Genomic DNA, 24,640 nt, shown 5'->3' with positions numbered 1-24,640 from the left:
GGGAGCCTGAAATGGGCGAACACATCATCAAGCTGCCCGATGTTGGCGAAGGCGTCGCCGAGGCCGAGCTCGTCGAGTGGCATGTCAAGGTCGGTGACATCGTGCGCGAGGACACCGTGCTTGCCGCCGTCATGACCGACAAGGCGACGGTCGAGATCCCGTCGCCGGTCGATGGCGAAATCCTGTGGCTAGGCGCCGAGATCGGCGACACGGTGGCGATCGGCTCGCCCATCGTGCGGCTGAAGGTGGCGGGCGAGGGCAATGCGAAGCCGCAGAGCGGCGAAGTGGAAGCGGTGGCCACCGAGCCTCCGGCAAAACTTCCGACCCCGAAGCCCGAGACCGCCGCGCAGCCAGCTGCGAAGACGTCCCCAAAGGCCGACGAGCCAAAGGCGAAACCGGCGGCGGCCGCTCCCAAAAGCACGGCTCGGCCGTCCATCTCGGGCGCACCGCGTCCAGAGGGTGAAAAGCCGCTGGCCTCGCCGGCTGTTCGTCTGAGGGCAAAAGAGGCCGGCATCGATCTCAGGCAGGTTGCAGGCAGCGGCCCGGCCGGCCGCATCGGCCACGAGGATATCGAGGCGTTTCTGTCGCGCGGACCGCAGGTCGCCAGGGCATCCGGCCTCGCCCGCAACGATGCGATAGAGGACATCAAGGTGGTGGGCTTGCGGCGCAAGATCGCCGAGAAGATGTCGCTGTCCAAGTCGCGCATCCCGCACATCACCTATGTCGAGGAGATCGATGTCACCGCGCTGGAGGAATTGCGCGCCGCGCTCAACAAGGAGAAGCGTCCGGGCGTGGAGAGGCCGAAGCTGACACTGCTGCCGTTCCTGATGCGGGCGATGGTCAAGGCGATAGCGGACCAGCCCAATCTCAATTCGCTGTTCGACGACGAGGCCGGCATCATCCACCAGCATGGCGGCATCCATATCGGCATTGCCGCGCAGACGCCGTCCGGGCTGGTGGTGCCGGTGGTCAAGCACGCCGAGGCGCGCGACATCTGGGATTGCGGCGCCGAGGTCATCAGGCTGGCCGAGGCGGCCAAGTCCGGCACGGCGACACGCGACGAGCTGTCCGGCTCGACCATCACCATCACCTCGCTCGGCGCCATGGGCGGCGTGGCGACGACACCGGTGATCAACCGTCCGGAAGTGGCGATCATCGGCGTCAACAAGATGATGGTGCGGCCGGTGTGGGACGGCACCCAGTTCATCCCGCGCAAGATGATGAACCTGTCCTCCAGCTTCGACCATCGCGTCATCGACGGCTGGGACGCGGCGGTGTTCATCCAGCGCATCAAGACGCTGCTGGAAACGCCGGCGCTGATTTTTGTGGATTGAGGAAACGATCGAGATGCCAGCGGGACAGCGCCCCCCTCTGCCTTGGAGGACCGGTTTTCTTCTTACAATGTTGAAAATCAGCGAAAGCAGTGGAGGGCGTAATCTCCCCCCTCGAGGGGGAGATGGCCGGCAGGCCAGAGGGGGTTGGTACGACTGGACGCGACCGCCTTGCGCGACAGATGCAGGCCGGCGCTCTACGCGCGGCGACCCCCTCTGTCGCCTTCGGCGACATCTCCCCCTCGAGGGGGGAGATTACGCGCTTCAAGGGCGGCGCGAAGGACCCAACATTATCTGCCTTCCAGCACCATTGTGAACCAGGATGCCAACATGAAAGAAATCTCCTGCAAGCTGCTCGTCATCGGCGCCGGTCCTGGTGGTTACGTCTGCGCCATCCGCGCCGGACAGCTCGGCGTCGATACGGTGATCGTGGAAGCCGGTAAGCCGGGCGGCACCTGCCTCAATGTCGGCTGCATCCCGTCCAAGGCGCTGATCCATGTGGCGGAAGAGTTCGAGAAGGTGTCGCACATGGTCGGCGGCAACAGCCCGCTCGGCATTTCGCTCACCGCACCGACGCTCGACCTGGCGAAGACAATCGCTTGGAAGGACGGCATTGTCAGCCGGCTCAACAGTGGCGTCGCGGGCCTGCTCAAGAAGGCTGGGGTGAAGACCGTTCACGGCTGGGCTACCTTTCGCGACGGCAAGACTGTGGCGGTCGAGACCGAGACCGGCGTGCAGGTCATCCGCGCCGAAGCGATCGTCATCGCCACCGGCTCGGCGCCGGTGGACCTTTCGTTCCTGCCCTTTGGCGGTCCGGTGATTTCCTCCACGGAGGCGCTGGCGCTAAGCGAAGTGCCGAAAAAACTCGCGGTCGTCGGTGGCGGCTATATCGGGCTGGAGCTCGGCATGGCCTTCGCCAAAATGGGCGCCAAAGTGACCGTGGTCGAGGCCTTGCCGCGCGTGCTGGCGCAATATGATGCGGAACTCACCCGGCCGGTGGTCAAGCGGCTCAACGCACTCGGCATCGAGGTGATGCTAGGTGCCAAGGCCAAGGGGCTGTCGACCAAAGGCGATGCGCTGCTGGTCGAGACAGCGGACGGCAAGAGCACCAAGGTCGCCGCCGAAAAAATCCTGGTGACGGTCGGCCGCAAGCCGGTGACCGAAGGCTGGGGGCTCGACCAGATCGACCTTGATATGGCTGGAAAATTCATCCGCATCGACGACCAGTGCCGCACCTCGATGCGCGGCATCTTTGCCATCGGCGACGTCACCGGCGAGCCGATGCTGGCGCACCGGGCGATGGCGCAGGGCGAGATGGTCGCCGAGATCATTGCCGGCCACAAACGCAGCTGGGACAAGCGCGCCATTCCCGCCGTCTGCTTCACCGATCCGGAACTCGTCACCGCTGGTCTTTCGCCGGAAGAGGCCAGGGCGCTCGGCGGCGAGATCAAGATCGGCATGTTCCCGTTCGCTGCCAATGGCCGGGCGATGACCAAGCTGGGTGAAGACGGCTTCGTCCGCGTCGTCGCCCGCGCCGACAACCATCTGGTGCTCGGCATCCAGGCGGTCGGGCAGGGCGTGTCGGAACTGGCGGCGGCTTTTGGACTGGCGCTGGAAATGGGCGCAAGGCTGGAGGACATCGCCGGCACCACCCATGCCCATCCGACGCAAGGCGAAGGGTTTCAGGAAGCGGCGCTCAAGGCGCTGGGGCACGCGCTGCATATTTGAGGCGCTTACCCCCCTTGTGGGACGCAAGGGGAGAGGAGCGGCGCGAACCCCAGGCTCCTTTCCTCTCCCTCCGGAGGGGGGAGAGGTGGCGCTGCGTAGCAGCGACGGAGTGGGGGAAGCCGGTCCTCAAATGCGCCGCCGCTGACAAACTCACCACAGGGCCTCAATCAAGGCGAGGCATGGCCCCGGCTTGAAATAACAACGCCCGAGCCAGGTCGACCCCCACTCCGTCGAGCTCCGCTCGACACCTCTCCCCCGATCGACGGGGGAGAGGAAAGGCGCGAACCTATTCCTCAAGGCTCTCTTCCTCCTCCAGCCGGCTCCCATCCTTCTCACACAGGGAGAGAACAAGGCTCCTCACCCCGCCAGCCGGCTCACCATCTCATGCTGCGCCTAGGCGTGACCAAAGCGATTGGTGGGGAAGGTGTCGAGCACCATGTTTTCCAAAACCAGATTCCACCGTTCGGGATCATGCTCTAGTCTGGTTCCATGAGCACCGACCTGAAGAAATACGTGGCAATTCGCTACAACACCGCCACCGGCTTCATGCCGAGCCAATGGAATGGAAAGGGCAGAGCCAATCTCGACCCTGTGTGGCTGGTCGAGCGGCTGGCGCTGTTCGACACCTATTGCGCGCCCTCGCTCGAGGGCCAGTCGCTGAAGGACTTTACGGTCCTGGTCGGGTTCGATTCCGAGACACACGAGAATTACATCCGGACCGTCTGCGACTGTGCGATCGGGATCGAGGTCAGGCCGGTCCTCGTCAAGGCAGGCGAGGACTACAATGTCGCCTTCAATGCGTTTGTCCAAAGCGACACGGACGCCGAATTCGTTTCGCTGACGCGGCTCGACAGCGATGGCGCGCTGGCGCCGACCTTCATGGAACGTGTCGACTTTTACGCGCGCCGGGAAATCGCCAAGGGCGAGGTGAACCAGCAGCCGCTGTACATCGCCTTTCCGCACGGCCAGAATTTCGATGCGGCGACCAACCGCTACACGCAGCACGAATATCCAACGTCGGCCTTCGGCACTCTGGTCGAGAAGCGATCACCGTCCATGAACGGGGTCTATTGCGACGAGCACACCAGGATGGCGATGCGTTTCAACACCGTCGGGGCGGCCTCGAAGGAGGCTCAATGGTGCATCGTCATTCATGACAACAATGCAGCCAATGTCTTGCGCGGCAAGCTGGTCGCGGAGCCGGCTTTCACGGTGGGCCGACCCGGCGCCGAAACAAAAGCGCGCGCGCCTGCCCGAAAAGAGACTGCGCAAAAGCAGATGTCGCAGACCTCGGCCAAGGTCTCGCGCAACGCCGGCAATTTCATCCGGTTTCTGCTGGGGCGGCCGATGGTGTTGCGGAAATAGGACGACGGCTAATCTCCCCCCTTGAGGGGGAGATGTCGCCAAAGGCGACAGAGGGGGTCGCCTCGCGTGAAGCGCCAACCTCCATCTGTCGCAAGGGGGTCGCATCCGGTCGAACCGACCCCCTCTGGCCTGCCGGCCATCTCCCCCTCAAGGGGGGAGATTACGCTTGGCCGCCTCAGCTCGCCAGCCGGCTCACCATCTCGTGTTGTGCATAGGCGCGGCCGAAGCGGTTGGCGAGGAAGGCGTCGAGGGCGATGTCTTCCTGCTTGATGAAACCGCTCGCCGGCAGGCTGCCGTCGGCCAGCATGTCGAGCACGGCGCAGATGCCGGACGCCGTGGTGATCTGGATGGCGCTGCGCACCTGGTCGCCGATGCGCTTCGAGTAGATCTTGTTGGCGTAGGTCTCCTGCAGTAGGCGGCCGTTCTTGCGGCCCGAGACGGTGACGAAGACGATGACCACATCCTGCAGCGTCGCCGGCAGGGCGCTCTCGAAAATGTCCTTCAGCACGTCGCGGCGGTGGCGCAGGCCGAGGTCGTTGAGCAGCGCCTTCATGATCGCGGCGTGGCCGGGGTAGCGGATGGTGCGGTAGTTCAGCGTACGCACCTTGCCCTTCAGCGTCTCGGCCAGCGTGCCGAGCCCGCCGGAGGTGTTGAACGCTTCGTAGGTGACGCCGTCGAGCGAGAACTCCTCGCGCTCCTCCAGCGGCGGCACTTCGACCAGCTCACCCTCGACGATCGCCTCGCAGGGCTCGCAATATTCGTTGATGACGCCGTCGGTGCTCCAGGTCAGATTGTAGTTCAGCGCATTGGAGGGATATTGCGGCAGGGCGCCGACGCGCATGCGCACGCTTTCCAGCGAATCGAAGCGGCTGGCGAGATCATTGGCGACGATCGAGATGAAGCCCGGCGCCAGGCCGCATTGCGGAATGAAGGCGCTCTTGCCTGAGCGCGCCAGTTCCTTGACCCGGCGGGTTGAGACGACGTCCTCGGTGAGGTCGAGATAATGTACGCCGGCACTGGCCGCCGCCTCGGCGATGCGGGTGGTCAGATGGAAGGGGGCGGCGCTGAGCACCGCGAACTTGCCGGCGAGTGCGGCTTCCAACGTACCGGCGGCTTCGATGTCGAGCTCCAGCGTCGCGACCGTGGCCGGCAGTTCGGCCGCGGTGAGCTGCGCCGCCGAGCGGTCGACGAGCGTGACCTGATAATCCCCGGTGGCGGCGAGCATCTCGGCAATGGTCGAGCCGATCTTGCCGGCGCCGACAACAACAATTTTCTTCATGACCAATTCCCTCGCGCAAAAGCTTGTTCTTGTGAGCAGAATCGCAGCTTGCCCGTCGAAAGGAAGCGTGGAATTGTTCGAAACGAAACTCTGATTGCGCAATCTGCCGAGAGGATTCGTCGAAATGCTCAGTGACGCCGAACAGGCCCTGCTTTCCCTGCTGCGCGAGAATGCGCGCGCCTCGACCGCCGAGCTCGCGCGGAAGCTCGGCGTCTCGAGGACAACCGTGCAGAGCCGCCTCGAACGGCTGGAACAGCGTGGCATCATCACCGGGTATGGTGTGCGGCTGGCGCCGGACTATGAGCAAGGGCTGGTGCGGGCGCATGTGCTGCTCACCGTGACGCCCAAGCTCGCCGACAAGGTGGTGCGCGGCCTGCGCGCGTTGACGACGGTCAGGACGCTGCATTCGGTCAGCGGCAATTTCGACATGATCGTCATCGTCGACGCGCCGTCGATCCGTGACCTCGACATGCTGCTCGACCAGATCGGCGCCATGGACGGGGTCGAGCGGACCCTGTCGTCGATCATCCTGTCGACGCGCATCGATAGGTGAACAATCACGGTGCGGCTGCCGATCTCCCTCCTTGCGGGGGAGATGGCCGGCAGGCCAGAGGGGGGTGTGAAGGATCGCCGGCATGCCCAGTTGTCCCGACGTGAGCCCACCGATGTCGCCATAGATCGACAGGGCGGCGGGACAGCACCCCCCTCTGCCTTGCCAGGCATCTCCCCCGCAAGGGGGGAGATTGGCCGTCATTTCGACTTTTGCCAATTTCCGAAGTCAATTCCTGGCGGGCGATCTCGCGTCAGTCCGCGCGGATCGCAATGGGAAAACCGACCGCCACCGCAAGTCCAGGCCGGCGATCGTCCAGCGTGATGACGGCGCCATGCAGATCGGCAATGGCCCTGACAAGGCTGAGGCCGAGCCCACTGCCTGGCGTCGACCGGCTGTGGTCCAGCCGGTAGAGCCGCTGGAACACTTTCTCGCGCTCCTCGGCGGGAATGCCCGGTCCGTTGTCGGCGACGCTGGCGACAATGCGGTCGCCGTGGCGCGCCACCGACAGTTTGATGGATGTGCCTGATGGACAATGGCGCAGCGCGTTCTCGACCAGATTGGCGACCATCTGCGTCAACAATTCGCGGTCGCCGTGGATCCGGTCCGTCGTTTCCTGCAATTGCAACAACGACAGCGATTTTCCGTCGTCTTCGGCAACGTCGGCATAGATCTCGGCGATGGTTTGGAGGATCTCGCCCAGATCGACATCGGTGAACCGCGCCCGGCGGGCGCCGGCCTCGATCTGGGCGATGCGCAGCAGCGCATCGAAGGTCTCGTTGATCTGCAGGCTCTCGGCATGCGCCTCCGCCAGTTCACCGGCGATGTTTTGGCCCGACAGGTTCTTTTCCGATGCGCTGTCGAGGATCATCTGCAGCCGGTTGAGCGGCGTCTTCAGATCGTGCGCGATGTTGGCGCTGACCTGTTTCATGCCTTCGACCAGCGCCGACAGGCGGTCGAGCGCGGCATTGATCTGGCTGGAGACGATGTCGATATCGTCGCCCTTGCCGGTCAGCGGAATGCGGGTGTCCAGCCGTCCATGGCTAACATCCACCATGGTGGCGGCGATACCGTCGAGACGGCGCTGGACGCGCGAGGCCAGCAGGGCGCCGCCGGCGACCGCCAGCCCGGCAATGATCAGCGTGCCCCAGCCGAAGCTCATCAGCACGATCCTCTCCAGCTCCTCCGTCTCGGAAAGGCTGAAGGCGACGGTCAACGTGTTGCCGCCGACCGAGCCGGAATAGGCGCGGTACTCGGCGCCCGGCGGCACGCCGGGCATTTCGGTGTCGAACATTGAAAAACCGTCGGGAAGCCCTGCCGCGGTGAAATTGCCGGCCAGGCGATTGCCGGCCGCGTCGGTCAGCGAAAACAGCTGTTCCTTCTTGAGGCTGCGCATGGAGTGGCTGCCGACGGTCTCCACCAGCTCCTTGAGATCATTGTCGGCATAGGTCGCGGCGACGACCGCGTAGGTCTCCTCGATGGTGTCATCGAGCCGCTCGGCAAGATCGGCGCTCATCATCTGGTAGACGATGGCGCCCGACAGCACGAAGGCCAGCACGAACAGGAAGGCGAAGGTCAAGGCAAGCCGGAACGGCGTGCTGCGCAGCAGGCGGGGCCAGGCTCCGGTCATGGCGCTGCGTGCAGGCTGTAGCCGGTGTTGCGGACCGTGTGGATGAGCTGGGTTTCGAAGGGTTTGTCGATCTTGGCCCGCAGCCGGCTGATATGGGTTTCGACGACGCTGGTCCTCGGATCAAAATGAAAATCCCAGACGCGCTCCAGAAGCATGGTGCGGGTGATGACGCGGCCTTCGCCGCGCATCAGCACTTCCAGCAGGCTGAATTCCCTGGGCTGCAGGTCGATCGTCTGGCCCCGCCGCGTGACGCGCCGCATGATCAGGTCCATTTGGAGGTCGGCAACCCGCAGAACGGTCTTCTGCTCCTGCGCGGCCGGCCGGCGGCCGAGCGCGTTGATCCGGGCGAGAAGCTCGGAAAAGGCGAAGGGCTTGACCAGATAGTCGTCGCCGCCGGCCTCGAGTCCCTCGACGCGGTCGTCTATGCCACCGACGGATGTGAGAAAGATGGCCGGCGTCCGCACGCCGGCGGCGCGGACCGCCTTGACCATCGACAGCCCGTCGAGACCGGGGATCATGCGATCGGCGATGATCACGTCATAGCTGCCGCTGGTCGCCGCGAACAGCGCGTCATGGCCGTTGCGAAGCAAATCGCAGACATGGCCGGCCTCGGTCAGCCCCCTGACGATGTAGTCGGCCGTCCTGTGGTCGTCCTCGACGAGAAGCAGTCGCATGAAAGGTCCGGTCCGTTGCCGAGGTGGGGAGGCTACCACCGGCACGGGCCTGTTCCTAGGATGTCACGAGCGCGCAGGCCCGGTAGCATTCTCATCATACATTCGCGATTGTCGGAAGCCTCCCCAGCTTCGTCCCTGGGATGCGGCGACACCTCTGAGCCGCGCGGCGATATGGACCTGATGTCGGCGGGACAGCACCCCCCTCTGCCCTACCGGGCATCTCCCCCGCAAGGGGGGAGATCGGCAGCTTCGATCCCGCCACTCTTCTTTCAACATTCGAGATTGGCGAAAGCGGAGGTGCAGTCAATCTCCCCCCTTGCGGGGGAGATGGCCGGCAGGCCAGAGGGGGGTGTGAAGGATCGCTACAGAAGAAAACTTCCTTTCTGCTCTGCACTCTTCGGCCAAGGTCGGGGCTCAGGTCTGCGTCGCTGTGCTCCGCCCGTGGATGACGAAGCCAAGGTTTCAGTCCGATTCCAGCAGGATTTCGTCGGCTTCGTCGGTTATCTCCTTCAAGGTCATATGGAGGACGAGGGCAAAAATGCAGCCGAGGAAGAGCAGGCTGGTGAAGATGGTGCCGAGACCCAGGCCGCCATGCCTGACCGACCGCGACAGCAGGTCGCCGAAGGAGGCGCCGAGCGGCCGGGTCAGGATGTAGGCGAGCCAGAAGGCCAGGATGCCGTCGAGATCGAGCAGCCAGTAGGCGAGCGCAATGAGCGCGATGACGCCGCCGAACAGCAGGCCTGTGCCGAGATAGCCCATGTCGAAGCTTTCGGCGACGAGATCGCCGGCGGCGGTGCCGAGCGAGAAGGTCAGCAGGATCGCCAGCCAATAGAAGATCTCGCGCCTGGTGGTGAAGATGGTGTGGATCGACAGCGTCCTTTCGCTGGCGAACCAGACCGCGAACGTCGCGGCGAGCGCGACCGAGAAGGCGATGGTCGTCGTCTGCAGGCGCACGCCGAAATCGTCGACGAGGTTGTCCGTCACCAGCGTGCCGACGATGCTGATCAGCACCACCGCCAGCCAGTAGGCCCAGGGCACATAGCGTTTCTGCGCAAACTGCAGGACAAGAGCCGCTATCAGGATGGCGGCCATGATCAGCGAAGTGACGGTCAGCCCAAGTCCGAGTGTGTCGGCAAGATAGTCCGCCGCGGTTTCGCCCGTGGTGACCGCCATCAGCTTGATCAGCCAGAAATCGAGGGTGACGTCCGGAACCCTGTTGTGGCTCGGCGCGGCGGGCTGTTGCCTGATGGGGGAGAGCATGGCTGATATCCTGAGGTCTTTGGCTGCGGCGCAGCAGAACTGAGCCGGCATCCGTACGGTACGCAGCAGAGTTCACATCAGCCTGTCCGGCGGCATACAAATTCGTAAGAATGGGTCGCGCAAAAGGCCTTTTCGAATGCCTCGTGATACGCTGATGGAATGCAGGTGCCTTGCATCCGCCATCAATATGGTGGCCAGTGCCGCGCACCTGCCCAATGCCCGCTTGTGGAAGCCCAAGGAAAACACGATGACCTGCGCTTCCCTCAAGCCGGTTTCACGGGCCTTCGACCAGCGCAAGCGGCTGATCTTCCTGCGGCGGTGCTGGCGGTGCTGCTGCTGTTTCTCACCAAACCGGCGCTGACCGAGGGCTCGGACGGGCACGAGACGCTCGAACTCCTCGGCTTGTGCCTGGTGCTCGCCTGTGTCGTCGGACGGCTCTGGAGCATCCTTTATGTCGGCGGCAAGAAGAACGAGGAACTGGTCTCGACGGGACCGTTTTCGACAACCCAGAACCCGCTCTATTTCTTCTCGACGGTCGGCGCGGTCGGCATCGGATTGCTCTACGGCTCGATGGTGGCTGCGCTGGCGCTGGGCCTCGCCAGCTTTTTCATCTTTCGCGTCACGGCGCGCAAGGAAGCCCAATTCCTGCTCGGCAAGTTCGGCCCGGCCTACCTTGCCTATATCAAGGATACGCCCCGGTTCTGGCCAAATCCTTGGCTGTACCACGACCATGACGAGCTGCGGTTCTCGACGCGGGCGCTCAAGCGTACGTTTTTCGACGGGCTCTATTTCCTCGCCATTTTCCCGGCCATCGAACTGGTCGAACACTTCAGGGCGACTGGCCTGCTGTTTCCAGCCTTCGTCACGCTCTATTGATCAGCGGGTTCTAGCTGCCAAGCGGATGCGGCATGTAGCCGACGAAGCCCGCGATCTTCCAGCGTCCACCGGACTTGGTGCAGAAATACAGCGTCTGCCATTTCAGCCTGTCCACGCTGCCATCCGCCTTGGCGACCGAGCCGTCGAATTTCTTGTGCAGCACGGCGCGGTCGCCATCGACATCGATGTCGCGCATGTTGGTGACGCGAAACAGCGCCTCGCGCAGCGGCTCGGCGAATTTGGTCGCCGCGGTCTCCTTGGCCTGGCGCAGCCACTCGTCGCGATAGATTTCCAGCCGCGGGAACTGCAGCCGCCAGGCATCGGCATTGCTGAGGAAATGCGCGTGCATGCCGAAGAAGCTCGAGGCTACGAAATCATCCTCGACCATCGACCAGTCCTGGCAGATGAAGGCGTCGATGTCGCGCCGCACCAGCATTTCCCAGAGCGCGTGGCGATCGGCATCGCCTGATGGAAACGGGTTCTTGTCGTAGGTCATTTTTTGGCTCGCTCCGGTCTGAAAATGCGTCAGTCCGTTGCCGCTCGAAGCAGCCCGGCCTGCGCGCACGATGCAAGCGCTTCTGTAATAAAGCAACATGGATTTCGAAGAATGTTGCTTTCCAACAAGGCCCCTATGAGGATCGCCCCGATCGCGGTAAATGTCGATCGAAGCGGGCGCTGCCATTGCATCCCGTGTTGTCATCAGAGGAGGTATCCCTTGCCCAAGCAATGTTTTGGAACGTCGCATGTGCCGCTGTCGCCGGCCGTGCGGGCCGGTGATCTCGTCTATGTCTCGGGTCAGGTGCCCGTCGGCAGCGACGGCATCGTGGTCAAGGGCGGCATATCCGAGCAGACCGAGCAGGTGCTTGCCAATATCAAGGCCGCACTGGCGCTGGCCGGGTGCACCCTGGACGATGTCGTCAAGACCACGGTCTGGCTGGAGGACGCGCGCGATTTCGGCGCCTTCAATGCGGTCTATGCCAGGCATTTTCCGAAGAACCCGCCGGCCCGCAGCACAGTCGAATCGCGGCTGATGATCGATATCAAGATCGAGGTCGAGGCTGTCGCCTACCGGCCGGTTTGAGACGACAAGGCAACGAAGCGGAGGTTACCCTATGCAATTTGACCTCCTGCTGAAGGGCGGACGGCTGATCGACCCTGCGTCCGGGATCGATGCGCCGCGCGATGTCGCCATCGCCAATGGCCGGGTCGCCGCAGTCGATGCCGATATTCCGGCCGACCGCGCCGCGCAGGTCATCGATGCCGGCGGTTGCATCGTCACATCAGGCCTCGTCGACCTGCACAGCCACGTCTATTGGGGCGGCACTTCGCTGGGCGTCGATGCCGATCGGCTGGCCGCCAAGAGCGGCACCACCACCTTCATCGATGCGGGCAGTGCGGGCGCCGGCAATTTCCTTGGCTTCCGCCGCCACGTCATGGAGCGCTCGAAGGTCCGCATCCTGGCCTATGTCAACATTTCCTTTGCCGGCATTTTTGGCTTCTCGCAGACAGTGTCGGTCGGCGAGTGCAGCGATCTCAGGCTGTGCGAGCCGCGCGAGGTGGTCGCGGCAGTGCGCGAACATCGCGATGTCGTGGTCGGTGTAAAAGTCCGCTCCGGCAAGCATGCCGGCGGCACCAGCGGCATCGCCCCCGTGGATCTCGCGCTGGAGGCCGCCGACCAGGCCGGCCTGCCGCTGATGGCGCATATAGATGAGCCGCCGCCCGGCCGCTCGGAAGTGCTGCCGCGCCTGCGCAAGGGTGACATCCTCACCCACTGCTTCCGGCCGTTTCCCAATGCGCCGGTGTTTGCCTCCGGCGCGGTGCGGCCCGACATGCGGCTGGCACGCGAGCGCGGCGTCATCTTCGACATCGGTCACGGCATGGGTTCGTTCGATTTCGCCGTCGCAAGGGCCATGCTCGAGGAAGGGTTGGCGCCGGACGTGATCAGCAGCGACGTCCATCTATACTGCGTCGACGGTCCCGCCTTCGACATACTGGTCTGCATGTCGAAGCTGCTGGCGCTCGGCATGCCGCTGGTCGAGGTTTTGCGCGCCGCGACGCAAGCACCGGCGCAGGCGATCGCCAGGCCCGATCTCGGCACGCTGGCGGTCGGCACCGTCGGCGACGTCGCCGTGCTCCGGCAGCGTCCGGGCCGCTTCACCTTCGTCGACGCGGTCGGCGCATCGCTGGTCGCCGACCAGCGGCTGGTCTGCGAAGGCATCGTCATCGGCGGCACCTGGTGGCCGAACGAGGCGGTCAACGATGTCAGCGAGACCGAGCGTTTTGCGCCGCATGAGCGGCATACGCATGTCGAGGTGGCGGCGAGGCATTTTGGGCATCGGCACGATTAGCCGATCTCCCCCCTCGAGGGGGAGATGGCCGGCAGGCCAGAGGGGGTCGGTGCGACTGGGTGCGACCTCCTTGCCGCAGATGAAGGCTAGCGCTCTACGCGCACCGACCCCCTCTGTCGCCTTCGGCGACATCTCCCCCTCAAGGGGGGAGATCAACAGCGTCGGCTCGGCGCCCCATAAACCGGTGTCGCCACGCCCTCCATCCGCGCCTTGATCTGCAGCGCCACATACTTCGAATAGAAACGCGACAGCGCCAGATTGCCGCCGTGGAACCAGAGCGCTTTCTGCGCGGTCGGCTTCCACATGTTGCGCAGCTCGCCTTGCCATGGGCCAGGGTCGCCCTTCACGCCCGAGCCGAGACCCCAGCAGGGACCGACCTTGTCGGCGACCTCGCGAGAGACGATTCCCGCCACCGTCTCGTTCATCGACTGATAGCCGGTGCAGGCGATGATGGCGTCGGCAGCGAGTTCACTGCCGTCCTCGAATAGGATGCCGCTCGGGGTCAGCGACTTGATGGCGACGCCGCTGCGGACTCCGATCTCGCCGTCGATGATCAGGCTAGAGGCGCCGACATCGATGTAGTAGCCGGAGCCGGTGCGGTAGGCCTTCATCAAGAGGCCGGTTTCGTCGTCGCCGAAATCGATGGCGAAGCCGGCGGCGCGCAGACGGTCGTAGAAGGCCGCGTCGCGCGCCTTGATCACCTCATAGAGCGCCCGCTGGCCCTTGGGCACCAGCGCGAACGGCGTCGAGGCGACGATCATGTCGGCCTTCTCGGTGGTGATGCCGCGCGCCAGTGCGTCTTCCGAGAAGATCTCGAAGCCGACTTCCATCAGCGTGTCCGACTTGACCACCGTCGTCGGTGAGCGCTGGATCATGGTCACCTTGGCGCCGCTTTCCCAGAGGTCGACGCAGACATCGTGCCCGGAGCTTGCCGCGCCGATGACGGCAACCTTTTTGCCGCGGAATTTCTCGCCGCTGGCATACTGGCTGGAGTGCAGCAGCTCGCCCTTGAACTGGTCGGCGCCCGGCAGATCGATCCGCCGTGGCGGGCCGTAGGCGCCGGTGGCAAAGACGATGTGCTTCGGCTTCAGCGTGATGCGCCGGCCGACGCGGTCGACTACGACGGTCCAGAGCTTTTCTGCCTCGTCATAGCTGGCGCTAAGGCACTTCGTGGCGACCCAATAGTTGAGCTCCATGACGCGCGTGTACATTTCCAGCCAGTCGCCCATCTTGTCCTTGGGCGTGAACACCGGCCAGTTTTCCGGGAAGGGAATGTAGGGCAGATGGTCGTACCAGACCGGGTCGTGCAGCACGAGGGTGCGGTAGCGGTTGCGCCAGGAGTCGCCCGGCCTTGCATTCTTCTCGATGACGATGGTGGGCACGCCGAGCTGGCGCAGCCGTGCGCCCAGCATGATGCCGCCCTGGCCGCCGCCGATGACCAGGCAGTAGGGTTGCTCTTCGGCGCCAAGCTCGCGCGTCTCGCGCGCCCGCGCCTCCGACCAGGTCTCGCGCTGGGGATCGGCTTTGTGGCGCACGCCGAGCGGCCGGTCCGCCCCCTTGCGCTCTTCGAACCCTTTGAGGTCGGTCATCGCCGTGAACAATGTCCGGCAGCGACCGTCGCGCAGCCGCATGATGCCCTCTCCTGACGCCACCGCGGTTTCGAAGCTGAACCAGGCCTCGATGGTGCCATCATCCGAGGTCGCCTCGCCGGAAAGGCGCCATGCCGTCGGCTTGGTCGTCGCCAGCGCCGCCGCCAGCATGTCGGCGATCGCCTCGCGGCCTTCCATGGTGGTGATGTTCCAGGTGAAGGTCAGGAGATCGCGCCAGTAGCAATCGTCGACGAACAGGTTGCTCGCTGCCGCAGCGTCGCCGGCTTCGAGCGCGCTGGCAAAGGACCCGAGCCATGCGGCTGCCTGTTTCGATGGTGCTATCTCGAGCATTTCTTCCCTCTGCTGCAATGCGCCGACACATGGCGCAAAATCTCAATTGTCGAACTCAGCGCTGCCCCTCATCCGCCTGCCCGTCCTCCGCAGCAGCTGCGCTGCAGCTGCGGAGGGTGGACCGGCACCTTCTCCCCGTGAACGGGGAGAAGGGAGCTAATCCCCGAGCGGCTCCATCTCCTTGCCGGTGCGGTGGATCTGGGCGTTGTATTTGATGCGGCGCACGGTCTCGCGGGCCGAGCCGTCGAGCTTGTAGGCGGAGGCCACCGCCAGAAGGTCGATCGCCGCCAGGAAGGCGAAGCGCGACGCCGTCGGCTTCAGCGTGTCGGGATATTCGGGCACCGCCACCGTCAGCCTGACGTCGCAGGCGCGTGCGAGCTCGGTGTCGGGCGCGGTCACGGCGATCGCATTGGCGCGGTAGTGCTTGGCGAGTTCGACAGCCTCGATCACCTCGCGGGTGCGTCCCGTGGCCGAAATGGCGATCACCAGATCGCCGGGCTTGAGCGTCGAGGCGGTCATGCGCATCAGATAGGGGTCGCACTGGGCGCTGACGGTGATGCCGTAGCGGAACAGCCGGTACTGGGTTTCCTGCGCCAGCGCCGAGGAACTGCCGCCGAGGCCGAACACCGTAACCTGGCGCGCCTTGGCGATCAGCTCGGCCGCCTTCTGCAACTGCCCCGGGTCGAGCTGCCGCTCGGCCTCCTGCAGTGCCCGGCGCGCCTCGCCGAACACGGCGTTCCAGAACGGCATGCCATTGTCATTGCTGACGGAAGGTGACTTGGCCAGATAGAGCGCACCGACGACGAGGCTCTGCGCCAGCTTCAGCTTGAAATCGCGCACGCCCTCGCAGCCGATGGCGCGGCAGAACCGGGTCACCGTCGGTTCGCTGACCCCGGCGCGCTGGGCAAGTGCGGCGTTGGAGGCGTCGACGGCGTATTTGACATCGTCGAGCACGACATCGGCGACGCGGCGTTCGGCCGGGCGCAGTTCGCTGTAGGAATCCTTGACCAGCGAGATGATGTCGGGGATGCGCCGGACAGGATCGCGCGCCTCCGCATCATGGCCTGGATCAGGCTCGTCCTGGCTGCCAGCTTTGGTCATGAGGTTCTGGTCTTTCCCTGGGTTGCGAAACTGTCGTCTTAGCATGTTTGCACGCCATGGCTCCACGCACCTGACCACATCGCAACCGTAGGGTGTCGCTGGGGAAACCTCACCTTGCCGCTTCCTTCCAGATCCGCGCGGATTTAGAAGTATGTAGGAAAGCAACATGCATTTCAAGATGAAGAAAATGCTGACAAATCAATCATATAATCTAAGCATCAGATTTTGCCATCCAGGCACCGCTGCTCGTGCTTGACAGGAAAGTAGGATAGTTACAGACTGGTTTTCGCGACCGGATGAGCCAATGGGTCATCGCGCAATCTTCCGGGGGGCAGATGAATACGGGCGATGCAAAAAACCCGAAGCTTGGCGTGCAGGCAGCGACCAAGATCTATCACACGGCCTCCGGCGACCTGCTCGCGCTGGACCGCTGCAGCTTCGATGTCAGCGCCAATGAAATCGTCTCGATCGTCGGCCCTTCCGGCTGCGGCAAGACCACCCTTTTGTGGTCGATGTCGGGCCTGCACAGCCTGACCAGCGGCGAGATCCGGCTCGACGGCAAGACCATCACCGGTCCGCATCCCGATATTGGCATCGTCTTCCAGGAAGCGAACCTTCTGCCTTGGCGCAATCTCGACGCCAACATCCGCTTCCCTTTCGAGATCAAGGGCGAGAAGCCGGACCGGGCGTGGATCGCGCATCTGCTCAACCGCGTCGGGCTTGACGGCTTCGGCGGCAAGTTTCCGCGCGAGCTCTCCGGCGGCATGCAGCAGCGCGCGGCGATCGTGCGGGCGCTGGCGCTGAAACCGTCCGTGCTGTTGATGGACGAGCCATTCGGCGCGCTCGACAGTTTCACCCGCGAGGAGATGAACCGGCTGGTCGAGGAGATCTGGCTCGACACCAAGACCACCATCGTCTTCATCACCCACAGCATCGAGGAGGCGATCTTCCTCTCCGACCGGGTGGTGGTGCTGAGCGCCCGGCCGGGGCGTGTCGCCAAGGAATATCGCGTGCCGTTTGCGCGGCCACGCTCGCTGGAGATCATGGCGACGAAGGAGGTCTTCGACCTCACCAACCGGATCAAGATGGACATTGTCGGCGAACGCACGCGGCCAAAAGCGCCGGAGCGCGCGAGCGCAGAGATCGTGAGGATCAGGCCGTGAGCGGAGGCGATGCCATTCCGGAATTCTCCAAGTCCAAGTCTGGCGACGGCCACGAGGTCAGCCTGACCAATCTGTCGGCCTTCGCCAGTGGCCCCGGCATCAGGTCGGGCAAGGAGGTTGCGGCCATCATCGCTGTCGCGGTGATCATCATTGGCGGCATCGAACTGGCGCTGCGGTTGTTCCACGTGCCGCTCTACATCATGCCGCCGCCGAGTTCGATCGCCTATGCACTGGTCGACGAGTTCCCGCTGATCGCGCCGCATCTCGGCTACACACTGGTCGAGCTGGTGTCCGGCTTCACCATCGGCGCCATCATCGGCCTGGTGCTGGCCGCCGTCATCACCCAGTTCCCTTTCGCCGAGAAGATCGTCGCGCCCTACATCCTGCTTTTGGTCACCACGCCGATGTTGGCGCTGGTGCCGCTTTTGATCCTGCGCTTCGGCTTCGGCTACACGCCGCGCATCATCGCGGTGGCGCTGGCCGCCGGGCCGATGGTGATGATCAACGCCGCCACCGGCTTTCGCCGCGTCGATAGCGCCAAGATCGCGCTGGCGCGCTCCTATGGCGCCAGCACGTTGCAGATCTTCTGGAAGATCCGTGCGCCGATGGCGCTGCCGATGATCCTGGTCGGGCTGATGATTGGCGCCATCTTCGGCCTGCTGACTGCCGTCGGCGCCGAGATGGTCGGCGGCGGCTTCGGCCTCGGCAACCGGCTGACCACCTATTCGTCGATGATCCAGATGCCGCAGTTCTTCGCGGTGGTGCTGATCCTGTCGACGCTCGGCATCTTGATCTACGTGCTGTTCTTCCTGATCGGCAAGAAATGGGCGAGCTGGGAGGCTTAAACACAAAGGATATGACGGCGCCCGGGAGGCGGGCGGCAAGAGACTGACGTCAAACAAAAAAGGGGAATGCCATGACCAATGAGAACTCGATCAACCCGGCGGGGATCAGCCGCCGCTATTTCCTGCAGGTGACCGGCGCCGGGTTGGTGACCGCGACGGCGCTCGGCGCCACGGGCCTCAAGGCCAGGGCCGAACCTTACGGAAAATTCACCTGGATCTCGCCGCGCGGCACGCTCGAAGTGCTCGACGACTATCCCTACTGGGCAGCCAAGAAGGCCGGCTATTTCGATGGGCTGGACACCGACATGCAGCCGGGGCCGTCGGACGGCACCGCGACGGTGAAGTTCGTCGATGTCGGCCAGGCCGATATGGGCTTCCCGTCGCCCGGCGTGTTCTCCTTCGCCATCCAGAACGGCATGAAGCTGAAATCGGTGTTCCACATGGGCGCCCGCGACACGTTCAGCATCGCCTTCCGCAAGGGTGAGGGATCGAACGATCTGAAGAAGCTGGAAGGCAAGACCATCCTGCTCGGCTCCGCCGCCTGGCAGTCGATCACCGACCCGCTGCTGGCCGCGCAGGGCGTCGACATCAAGAAGGTCAAGTATGTCGAGGCGGGCTGGCCGACCTGGGGCACGGCGCTGGCCGGCGGCCAGGGCGACGCTGCCCTGTCATGGGAAGGTCTGCGCGCCGAATGGATCGCCAAGGGGCTCGACTTCGAATACTGGCTCGGCGTGCAGAATTCGAAGCTGCCGGCCAACACTTTCGTCGTGCGCGCCGCCGACCTCGAGGATCCCGACCGCAAGGCGTTCCTGGAGAAGTATCTGCGCGGCTGGGCGATGGGCCTCGAATTCGGCTACCAGAATCCCCGCGCGGCTGTCGAAGCGGTGTTCGAACAGTTCCCGACGCTGGCCAAGAATCTTGGACCCGAGCTCGGCACCACGTCGATCCTGCAGCAGATCAACGTCTTCCGCGGCGACATGGACAAGCGCGGCGGCTGGGGCTCGCACGACATGGCGAGCTGGCAGGGCTTCTTCGACGAGATCCACAAGATCGGCCAGATCACCGCTCCGGTGAAGGCCGAGGATGTCTGCACCAACGATTTGATCGGCCCGGCCAACGATTTCGACAAGGCCAAGGTCAAGGCCGATGCCGACGGATACAAGCTGTCGGAAGGTTTTGCCGCGCTCGATGTCGAGAAGATCAAGGCGCATCTGTTCGATTCGGCGGTGAAGTAGGGCTGCAAACGAGGTCATGTCGCCGCCGCCCCCCATTGCCCTGCCTTGGCTCCTTTCCTCTCCCTCGATCGACGGGGGAGAGGAAGGGGCCAGGCAATGAGCGGCGGCGCTGACCTGAGGTGATTGTCGCGGATAGACATACGAGCGGCGACCGATCGCCGCGAACAATTCAATCAAGAATTTGGGAGATGGTGGTGTCCGACAGAGTGAAAGTGCTGGTGGTGGGTCTCGGCAATATGGGTGCGTCGCATGCCAGCGCGTATCACCGGCTCGACGGTTTCGAGATCGTCGGCATCATGAGCCGCTCGATCAAGAGCAACACGAAGATTCCGGCCGAACTGGCGGGCTATCCGCTCTACGAGGATTTCGACCAGGCGCTGAAGGAGACCAGGCCCGACGCCGTCTCGATCAACAGCTGGCCGAACACCCACGCCGAATATGCGCTGAAGGCAATCGCCGCCAACTGCCATGTGTTCATGGAAAAGCCGCTGGCAACCAACAACGAGGACGCCGAAAAGGTGGTCGCGGCGGCGCGCGCAAAAAACCGCAAGCTGGTGCTCGGCTATATCCTGCGCGTCCACCCGTCGTGGATCAAGTTCATCGAGGTCGGCAAGACGCTCGGCAAGCCCTTGGTGATGCGGCTCAACCTCAACCAGCAGAGCAGCGGCAGCGCCTGGCACTGGCATAAGAACCTGATCGATTCGCTGATCCCGATCGTCGATTGCGGCGTCCATTATGTCGATGTCATGTGCCAGTTGACTGGCGCCAAGCCGGTGCGCGTGCATGGCATAGGCGCCAAGCTATGGGCGGAAGCCGACAAGCAGAATTACGGCCATCTGCACGTCACCTTCGATGACGGCTCGGTCGGCTGGTACGAAGCCGGCTGGGGGCCGATGATGAGCGAGACGGCCTATTTCGTGAAGGACGTGGTCGGCCCCAAGGGCGCGGTGTCGATCGTCGCCGGCCAACAGGCCAGCAGTGCTGCCGAATTGGCCGAGGTCTCGAACTCCGCCGACATCGACCGCCACACCAAGACCGATGCGCTCAAGATCCACTACGCTGAGGTCGACGCCGACAAGAATTTCTCGAAGCCCGACGAAATCGTCAGCATGGAGGACGAGCCCGGCCATCAGGAACTCTGCGACCGCGAGCAGGCCTTCTTCCTGCGCGCCATCCGCGAGGATCTCGATCTGACCGAGCAGATGGATGCGGCGGTCAACAGCCTGCGCATCGTGCTAGCCGCCGAGCAGAGCATTGAACTGGGACGGACCGTAGAGCTGGCCTGACGCAATCCAGCCGCTGGCGCTGGAGGCGGCGCCGGCACCATCACAGCATGATCCGAAAAAGCAACCGCGATGGCTGGGACCTTACCCGGCGGCGTTGCGGGAGCGTGGCAAGGGAGAGAGATATGGCCGCCGTCACCGACAGTCTGCTGAAAACCTATGCCGAGTCCGACGCGCTCGACCTGGCCGGATTGGTGCGGAGCGGCCAGGTTTCACCGGCGGAACTGGTCGAGGCGGCGATCACGCTGGTCGAGCGGCTCAATCCGGCGCTGAATGCGGTCATCCACCGCCTTTATGACATGGCACGCGCCCAGGCCGGGACGGTCGACACATCAGCGCCCTTCGCCGGCGTGCCGTTTCTGCTCAAGGAGCTGGCCTCGTCCTGGACCGGGGCGCCGAACACCAATTCGTGCTTCTACCTGAAGGACGTCGTCGCCGACTTCGACACCGAAGTGGTTCGTCGCATGAAGGCGGCCGGGCTGGTGCTGGTCGGCAAGTCGAACGCGCCGGAAAATGGCTGGTCGATCACGACGGAGCCAAAGCTCTACGGCGCGACGAAAAACCCGTGGAAGGAGGGCATCACGCCCGGCGGCTCGAGCGGCGGCGCGGCGGCGGCCGTCGCCTCCCGAATGGTGCCGATCGCCGAGGCCAGTGATGGCGCCGGCTCGATCCGCATTCCGGCCTCCTGCTGCGGCATTGTGGGCTTAAAACCGTCGCGCGGCCGTGTCAGCCTCGCGCCGTTCGGCGACTATTGGTATGGCGGCGCCTATTTTCTCTGCTGCTCGCGCACCGTGCGCGACACCGCGGCCTATCTCGATGCGGTCGCCGGCGCGCTGCCGGGCGACCCCTATACGCCGCCGGTGCCCGATGGCAGCTGGCTTGATCTCTCGTCGCGGGCGCCGAAGAAACTGCGCATCGGCTTTTCCGTCACGCCGCCCAACGGCACCGCGATCGATGCGGAGGTGAAGGCGGCGGTGCTGGCGACCGTGGCGGCACTCGAGCGTCTCGGCCACCATGTCGAGGAGCATGATATGCTGCTCGACGCCAATGCTGTCTGGGCCACCTACACCAACATGACCTGCGTGCAGACGGTGGCGACCTTCGACTACCTTGAAACAGTCATCGGCCGGCCGGTGACGCCGAACGACGTGGAGGCGGTGACCTGGGCGATCATCGAGCGCGGCCGCTCGACCAGCGGTACCAGGCACATCTCCGATGTCGAACGCCTCAGGCAGATCGGCCGCGACATCGTCGGCGATCTCGGCGCCTACGATCTCTTCATCACACCGACGCTGACACAGCTGCCGCGCCCGTTCGGCTATTACGACATGTCGGAGACGGATATCGACCGCTACAACGCCAAATGGGCGGACTCGGTGTTTGCCTTTCCGTTCAACATCTCCGGCCAGCCGGCGATCTCGCTACCGCTCGGCTGGTCGAAAGGCGGCGTGCCGATCGGCGTGCAGCTGGTCGGCCGCTATGGCGACGAGGCGACGGTGCTGGCCGCGTCGGCGCAGCTTGAGCAGGAGATGGCCTGGAAGGACAGGCGGCCGCCGGTGAGCGGTTAGGTGCTGGGCAGGCACGCACCGCCGAGTTCCGTGGCGCCCCCCTCTGTCCTGCCGGACATCTCCCCCTCAAGGGGGGAGATCGGATGTCACTTCGGCTTTCGCAAATCGCCAGCGTTGAAAGGAAAGGCGAAGCGCAGAAACTGCCAATCTCCCCCCTTGAGGGGGAGATGTCCGGCAGGACAGAGGGAGGCGCCGTAGAGCGCTACCTCTGCCGGCTATCCAATCCTCTCCAGCCGCCTCGGCAGGCGGTTCATGGCAACAGGCCCGTCCGGCGTTATCAGGAACTGGTCCTCGAGATTGAAGCTGGCGAGGCCGTCGATGTAGAGCGGGATCTCGAAGGCCAGCACCATGCCGGCTTCGATCACGACATCGCTGTCGGCGGCGATGAACGGCCATTGCTCGGAAAACACCGACTGGCCGACGCCGTGGCCGAAATGGCCGCGGCGGTAGGAGCGCAGCCCTTGCCGTGCCAGGCTGTCGGTCGCCACCCGATGCACGTGGGCGAGCGTGGTTCCCGGGACAAGGGATGCCAGCCCGTCCTCAAAGGCCCGCTCGGCGATGGCATGCAGTTCGGCCTGCTCGGCGGATGGCGGACCGAAAGTGAAGTTGCGCGACATGTCGGAGGCGTAGCCGCCGACCGTGCAGACCATGTCGCACTTCAGCGGATCGCCAGGCATGGCTTTCGCATCGGCACCCTTGGCCCTGGCGCCCAGCGTCACATATTCGGCAGTGGCGACCGGATGGGCCAGTCCGGACGCGGCCGTGGCGACAGCTTCCCGGTACAGGGCAATGAGATCGGCCTGGCGCATGCCGGCCATGGCATCCACCTGCAGCCGGTCCAGTCCGGCTTCCGACAGGATGATGCCTTGCTGGAGAAGGTCGATCTCGCGTTGCGACTTGATGGCCCGCAACCTGTCGAGCACCGACGAGCCGTCGACCATCGTGCAGCCGGGCAGCAGCGCCTCTATGGCCGAGAAATCGGCGGCGGCGATGAAATCGAGATCGACGCCGATCGTTGCGCGCTTGAGCCCGAAGCCGGCCAGGATCTCCTTCAGCGCGCGCATGGAATGGGCGAGCTCGAATGTCGCGGGCCGCGAAAAACCAGGCGCCCGGCCGGACGCGGCAAGGCCGGCGTCGATGCGTTGCGCCAGCCCTTGCCCCGAGGTCGAGGCGTCAAGCGTGGCGGTTTCGATCCAGATCGGGTGGCTGCGGACGACAGCGTCCGGCAGAACCCGTTGCAACTGCGCCGCATTGAAATCCGCCGCCACGACGCCGATCGGCAGGTCCTGGCCCGCGGGAATGACGACGAAGCCGGCGCCGGCGCGCCGGAACAGTCCCGCCGGACCGATCGAGGCACCGGTAGCATAGTGGAAGGCCTCGGGCGCGCACAGCACCAGCGCCTCGATGCCGGCGCGGTCCATCAGTTGAGCCGCGCGCTCGCGGTCGACAAAGCCTGTCATGGGTTTCTCCGAATGTCCGAAGCGGCAACGGAGCATTCTGGGTATGGACAATCAAGCCAGTTCCTCGCTGGATTGATGCACTGCATGCCTTGAAGACCAGCGGAGACGCTCTTCACTTCGTCATCCCTGGGCGAAGCAGGAGCGAAGCTCCGTCGCGAAGACCCTGGGATCCATGCCGCGACTTGGCCGAGGGGCGCAGCGGAGCAGAATTTTGCACCGTTGCGGCGCATTGAAGTCGCGGCATGGATCCTCGGGTCTGCGCTGCGTCGCTACGCTCCTTGCTCCACCCGTGGATGACGAAGCGGTGGGCGCTCCCGCCAATCGCCAAGGCATCCGATACGTAGACGCAGGCAGCACCGAATGGCGAAATCCCTACTTGATCGATTCCAGCTTGGCGACGGCGGCCGTGAAGCCGGCCAGCGAGACCGGGATGGTGACCGGCTTGCGGGTGACCGATTCCATGCCGATGTTCAGATTGGTCCCGGACTTCATGGCCTTGATGAGATCCGCCGACAGCGGGGTGGCGGCATAGGCGCCGTTCTGGTCGCTGGTCTGGATGGCAAGGGTCGTCTTCTGGCCCTGGTCGATCTGGAAGGAGGCGCCGGACGGCAGGAACAGGCCGTGCGGCAGAGCAAGCAGCATGGCCAGGCCGCCATTGCCGCTGTCGCGGCGCACGGTCACGGTCAGCACGCGCTGTCCGGTCTTGGCCTCGGTCAGGTTCTGCGACACCTGGCACTGAAGTTCGGCGCTCGCCGAGCCGCTGGAGCAGTTCACCGCCCACGGATTGGCGTCGGCCGGTTTTGCATTGGCGTCGGCCGGTTTCGGCTGTGCCGGCTTGGCATCTTCGGCAAGGGCTGGCGCGGCGGCCAGGATCAGCCACAAGGCGGCGAATACAACGATCACGCCAAGTAAATTAGCTATCGCTAAGATAAATGCCGTGCTCTTTTGCCGGATGCCTTGCATGTTTTCTCGTCCCGCCAGGTATTCTCCCAAGTGGGGCTTGA

20 protein-coding genes and 1 pseudogene are annotated in these 24,640 nt (G+C 64.3%); 12 read left to right on the top strand and 9 right to left on the bottom strand.

What is annotated here, in order from left to right; all coding sequences use genetic code 11:
- Nucleotides 1-11: 11 nt before the first annotated feature.
- From ACFOJ9_RS33080 to ACFOJ9_RS33070, 3 genes are all read left to right on the top strand, one after another.
- Complete coding sequence (locus tag ACFOJ9_RS33080) at nt 12-1,334, top strand: dihydrolipoamide acetyltransferase family protein (protein WP_378985486.1); 1,323 nt, start codon at nt 12-14, stop codon at nt 1,332-1,334.
- 327 nt (nt 1,335-1,661) lie between these two features.
- The gene (gene lpdA / locus ACFOJ9_RS33075) at nt 1,662-3,059 is read left to right on the top strand and encodes a dihydrolipoyl dehydrogenase (protein ID WP_378985484.1); all 1,398 of its coding nucleotides are present in this window, start codon (nt 1,662-1,664) and stop codon (nt 3,057-3,059) included.
- Between the two features lie 489 nt (nt 3,060-3,548).
- Nucleotides 3,549-4,424 (top strand): glycosyltransferase, encoded by an 876-nt coding sequence (locus ACFOJ9_RS33070; RefSeq protein WP_378985482.1) that lies wholly within the window; start codon nt 3,549-3,551, stop codon nt 4,422-4,424.
- Between the two features lie 175 nt (nt 4,425-4,599).
- On the opposite strand, the gene ACFOJ9_RS33065 is transcribed toward ACFOJ9_RS33070, so the two are convergent.
- Nucleotides 4,600-5,703, bottom strand: a complete 1,104-nt coding sequence (locus tag ACFOJ9_RS33065; RefSeq protein WP_378985480.1) for a saccharopine dehydrogenase family protein — start codon at nt 5,701-5,703, stop codon at nt 4,600-4,602.
- A 124-nt stretch (nt 5,704-5,827) separates the two neighbouring features.
- Between ACFOJ9_RS33065 and ACFOJ9_RS33060 the strand changes: the two genes are divergently transcribed.
- Nucleotides 5,828-6,256, top strand: a complete 429-nt coding sequence (locus tag ACFOJ9_RS33060) for an Lrp/AsnC family transcriptional regulator (RefSeq protein ID WP_378985478.1) — start codon at nt 5,828-5,830, stop codon at nt 6,254-6,256.
- 250 nt (nt 6,257-6,506) lie between these two features.
- Here ACFOJ9_RS33060 and ACFOJ9_RS33055 read toward each other — a convergent pair whose 3' ends face one another.
- The 3 genes from ACFOJ9_RS33055 to ACFOJ9_RS33045 form a co-directional block, all read right to left on the bottom strand.
- Nucleotides 6,507-7,883: a HAMP domain-containing sensor histidine kinase gene (locus tag ACFOJ9_RS33055; protein ID WP_378985476.1), complete on the bottom strand. Its 1,377-nt coding sequence runs from the start codon at nt 7,881-7,883 to the stop codon at nt 6,507-6,509.
- The gene (locus tag ACFOJ9_RS33050; RefSeq protein ID WP_378985474.1) at nt 7,880-8,557 is read right to left on the bottom strand and encodes a winged helix-turn-helix domain-containing protein; all 678 of its coding nucleotides are present in this window, start codon (nt 8,555-8,557) and stop codon (nt 7,880-7,882) included. Before ACFOJ9_RS33050 ends, ACFOJ9_RS33055 begins: the two co-directional genes overlap by 4 nt.
- 462 nt (nt 8,558-9,019) lie before the next feature.
- Nucleotides 9,020-9,817: a COG4705 family protein gene (locus tag ACFOJ9_RS33045; protein WP_378985472.1), complete on the bottom strand. Its 798-nt coding sequence runs from the start codon at nt 9,815-9,817 to the stop codon at nt 9,020-9,022.
- A 247-nt stretch (nt 9,818-10,064) separates the two neighbouring features.
- Here ACFOJ9_RS33045 and ACFOJ9_RS33040 point away from each other — a divergent pair.
- Nucleotides 10,065-10,693: pseudogene (locus ACFOJ9_RS33040) on the top strand (methyltransferase family protein).
- Nucleotides 10,694-10,703: 10 nt separating this feature from the next.
- On the opposite strand, the gene ACFOJ9_RS33035 reads toward ACFOJ9_RS33040, so the two are convergent.
- Nucleotides 10,704-11,189: a hypothetical protein gene (locus ACFOJ9_RS33035; RefSeq protein ID WP_378985470.1), complete on the bottom strand. Its 486-nt coding sequence runs from the start codon at nt 11,187-11,189 to the stop codon at nt 10,704-10,706.
- Nucleotides 11,190-11,408: 219 nt separating this feature from the next.
- Here ACFOJ9_RS33035 and ACFOJ9_RS33030 point away from each other — a divergent pair, with 219 nt between their 5' ends.
- Nucleotides 11,409-11,774: a RidA family protein gene (locus tag ACFOJ9_RS33030; protein WP_378985468.1), complete on the top strand. Its 366-nt coding sequence runs from the start codon at nt 11,409-11,411 to the stop codon at nt 11,772-11,774.
- A gap of 31 nt (nt 11,775-11,805) precedes the next feature.
- The gene (locus ACFOJ9_RS33025; RefSeq protein ID WP_378985466.1) at nt 11,806-13,041 is read left to right on the top strand and encodes an amidohydrolase/deacetylase family metallohydrolase; all 1,236 of its coding nucleotides are present in this window, start codon (nt 11,806-11,808) and stop codon (nt 13,039-13,041) included.
- 152 nt (nt 13,042-13,193) lie between these two features.
- On the opposite strand, the gene ACFOJ9_RS33020 is transcribed toward ACFOJ9_RS33025, so the two are convergent.
- Entirely contained in the window at nt 13,194-14,981 is a 1,788-nt protein-coding gene (locus ACFOJ9_RS33020; protein ID WP_378985464.1) for a flavin-containing monooxygenase, read from the bottom strand.
- A gap of 156 nt (nt 14,982-15,137) precedes the next feature.
- Complete coding sequence (locus ACFOJ9_RS33015) at nt 15,138-16,082, bottom strand: MurR/RpiR family transcriptional regulator (protein ID WP_378985462.1); 945 nt, start codon at nt 16,080-16,082, stop codon at nt 15,138-15,140.
- 335 nt (nt 16,083-16,417) lie between these two features.
- Here ACFOJ9_RS33015 and ACFOJ9_RS33010 point away from each other — a divergent pair, with 335 nt between their 5' ends.
- The 5 genes from ACFOJ9_RS33010 to ACFOJ9_RS32990 all read left to right on the top strand — a co-directional run bounded on the left by ACFOJ9_RS33010 (nt 16,418) and on the right by ACFOJ9_RS32990 (nt 22,176).
- Complete coding sequence (locus ACFOJ9_RS33010; protein ID WP_378985460.1) at nt 16,418-17,245, top strand: ABC transporter ATP-binding protein; 828 nt, start codon at nt 16,418-16,420, stop codon at nt 17,243-17,245.
- On the top strand, nt 17,242-18,090 hold the full coding sequence (locus tag ACFOJ9_RS33005) for an ABC transporter permease (protein ID WP_378985458.1): 849 nt from the start codon (nt 17,242-17,244) through the stop codon (nt 18,088-18,090). Before ACFOJ9_RS33010 ends, ACFOJ9_RS33005 begins: the two co-directional genes overlap by 4 nt.
- 71 nt (nt 18,091-18,161) lie before the next feature.
- A complete protein-coding gene (locus ACFOJ9_RS33000) occupies nt 18,162-19,325 on the top strand; it encodes an ABC transporter substrate-binding protein (protein ID WP_378985456.1) in 1,164 nt (387 codons plus the stop codon).
- A gap of 194 nt (nt 19,326-19,519) precedes the next feature.
- Nucleotides 19,520-20,611 carry a Gfo/Idh/MocA family protein gene (locus ACFOJ9_RS32995; RefSeq protein ID WP_378985454.1) on the top strand — a complete coding sequence of 364 codons (1,092 nt, stop codon included), beginning with the start codon at nt 19,520-19,522 and terminating at the stop codon, nt 20,609-20,611.
- Between the two features lie 122 nt (nt 20,612-20,733).
- Complete coding sequence (locus ACFOJ9_RS32990) at nt 20,734-22,176, top strand: amidase (protein ID WP_378985452.1); 1,443 nt, start codon at nt 20,734-20,736, stop codon at nt 22,174-22,176.
- 215 nt (nt 22,177-22,391) lie between these two features.
- Here the strand turns inward: ACFOJ9_RS32990 and ACFOJ9_RS32985 are convergent, their stop codons facing one another.
- Together ACFOJ9_RS32985 and ACFOJ9_RS32980 are read right to left on the bottom strand one after the other, a co-directional pair.
- Complete coding sequence (locus ACFOJ9_RS32985; RefSeq protein ID WP_378985450.1) at nt 22,392-23,636, bottom strand: M24 family metallopeptidase; 1,245 nt, start codon at nt 23,634-23,636, stop codon at nt 22,392-22,394.
- Nucleotides 23,637-24,008: 372 nt separating this feature from the next.
- Nucleotides 24,009-24,539, bottom strand: a complete 531-nt coding sequence (locus tag ACFOJ9_RS32980; protein WP_378985448.1) for an invasion associated locus B family protein — start codon at nt 24,537-24,539, stop codon at nt 24,009-24,011.
- Nucleotides 24,540-24,640: the final 101 nt, after the last annotated feature.

Origin of the sequence: Mesorhizobium cantuariense, assembly GCF_042647205.1 — a bacterium.
In the GTDB taxonomy this organism is placed as follows: Bacteria; Pseudomonadota; Alphaproteobacteria; order Rhizobiales; family Rhizobiaceae; genus Mesorhizobium; species Mesorhizobium cantuariense.
This window is presented reverse-complemented; position numbering and strand designations above follow the sequence as displayed.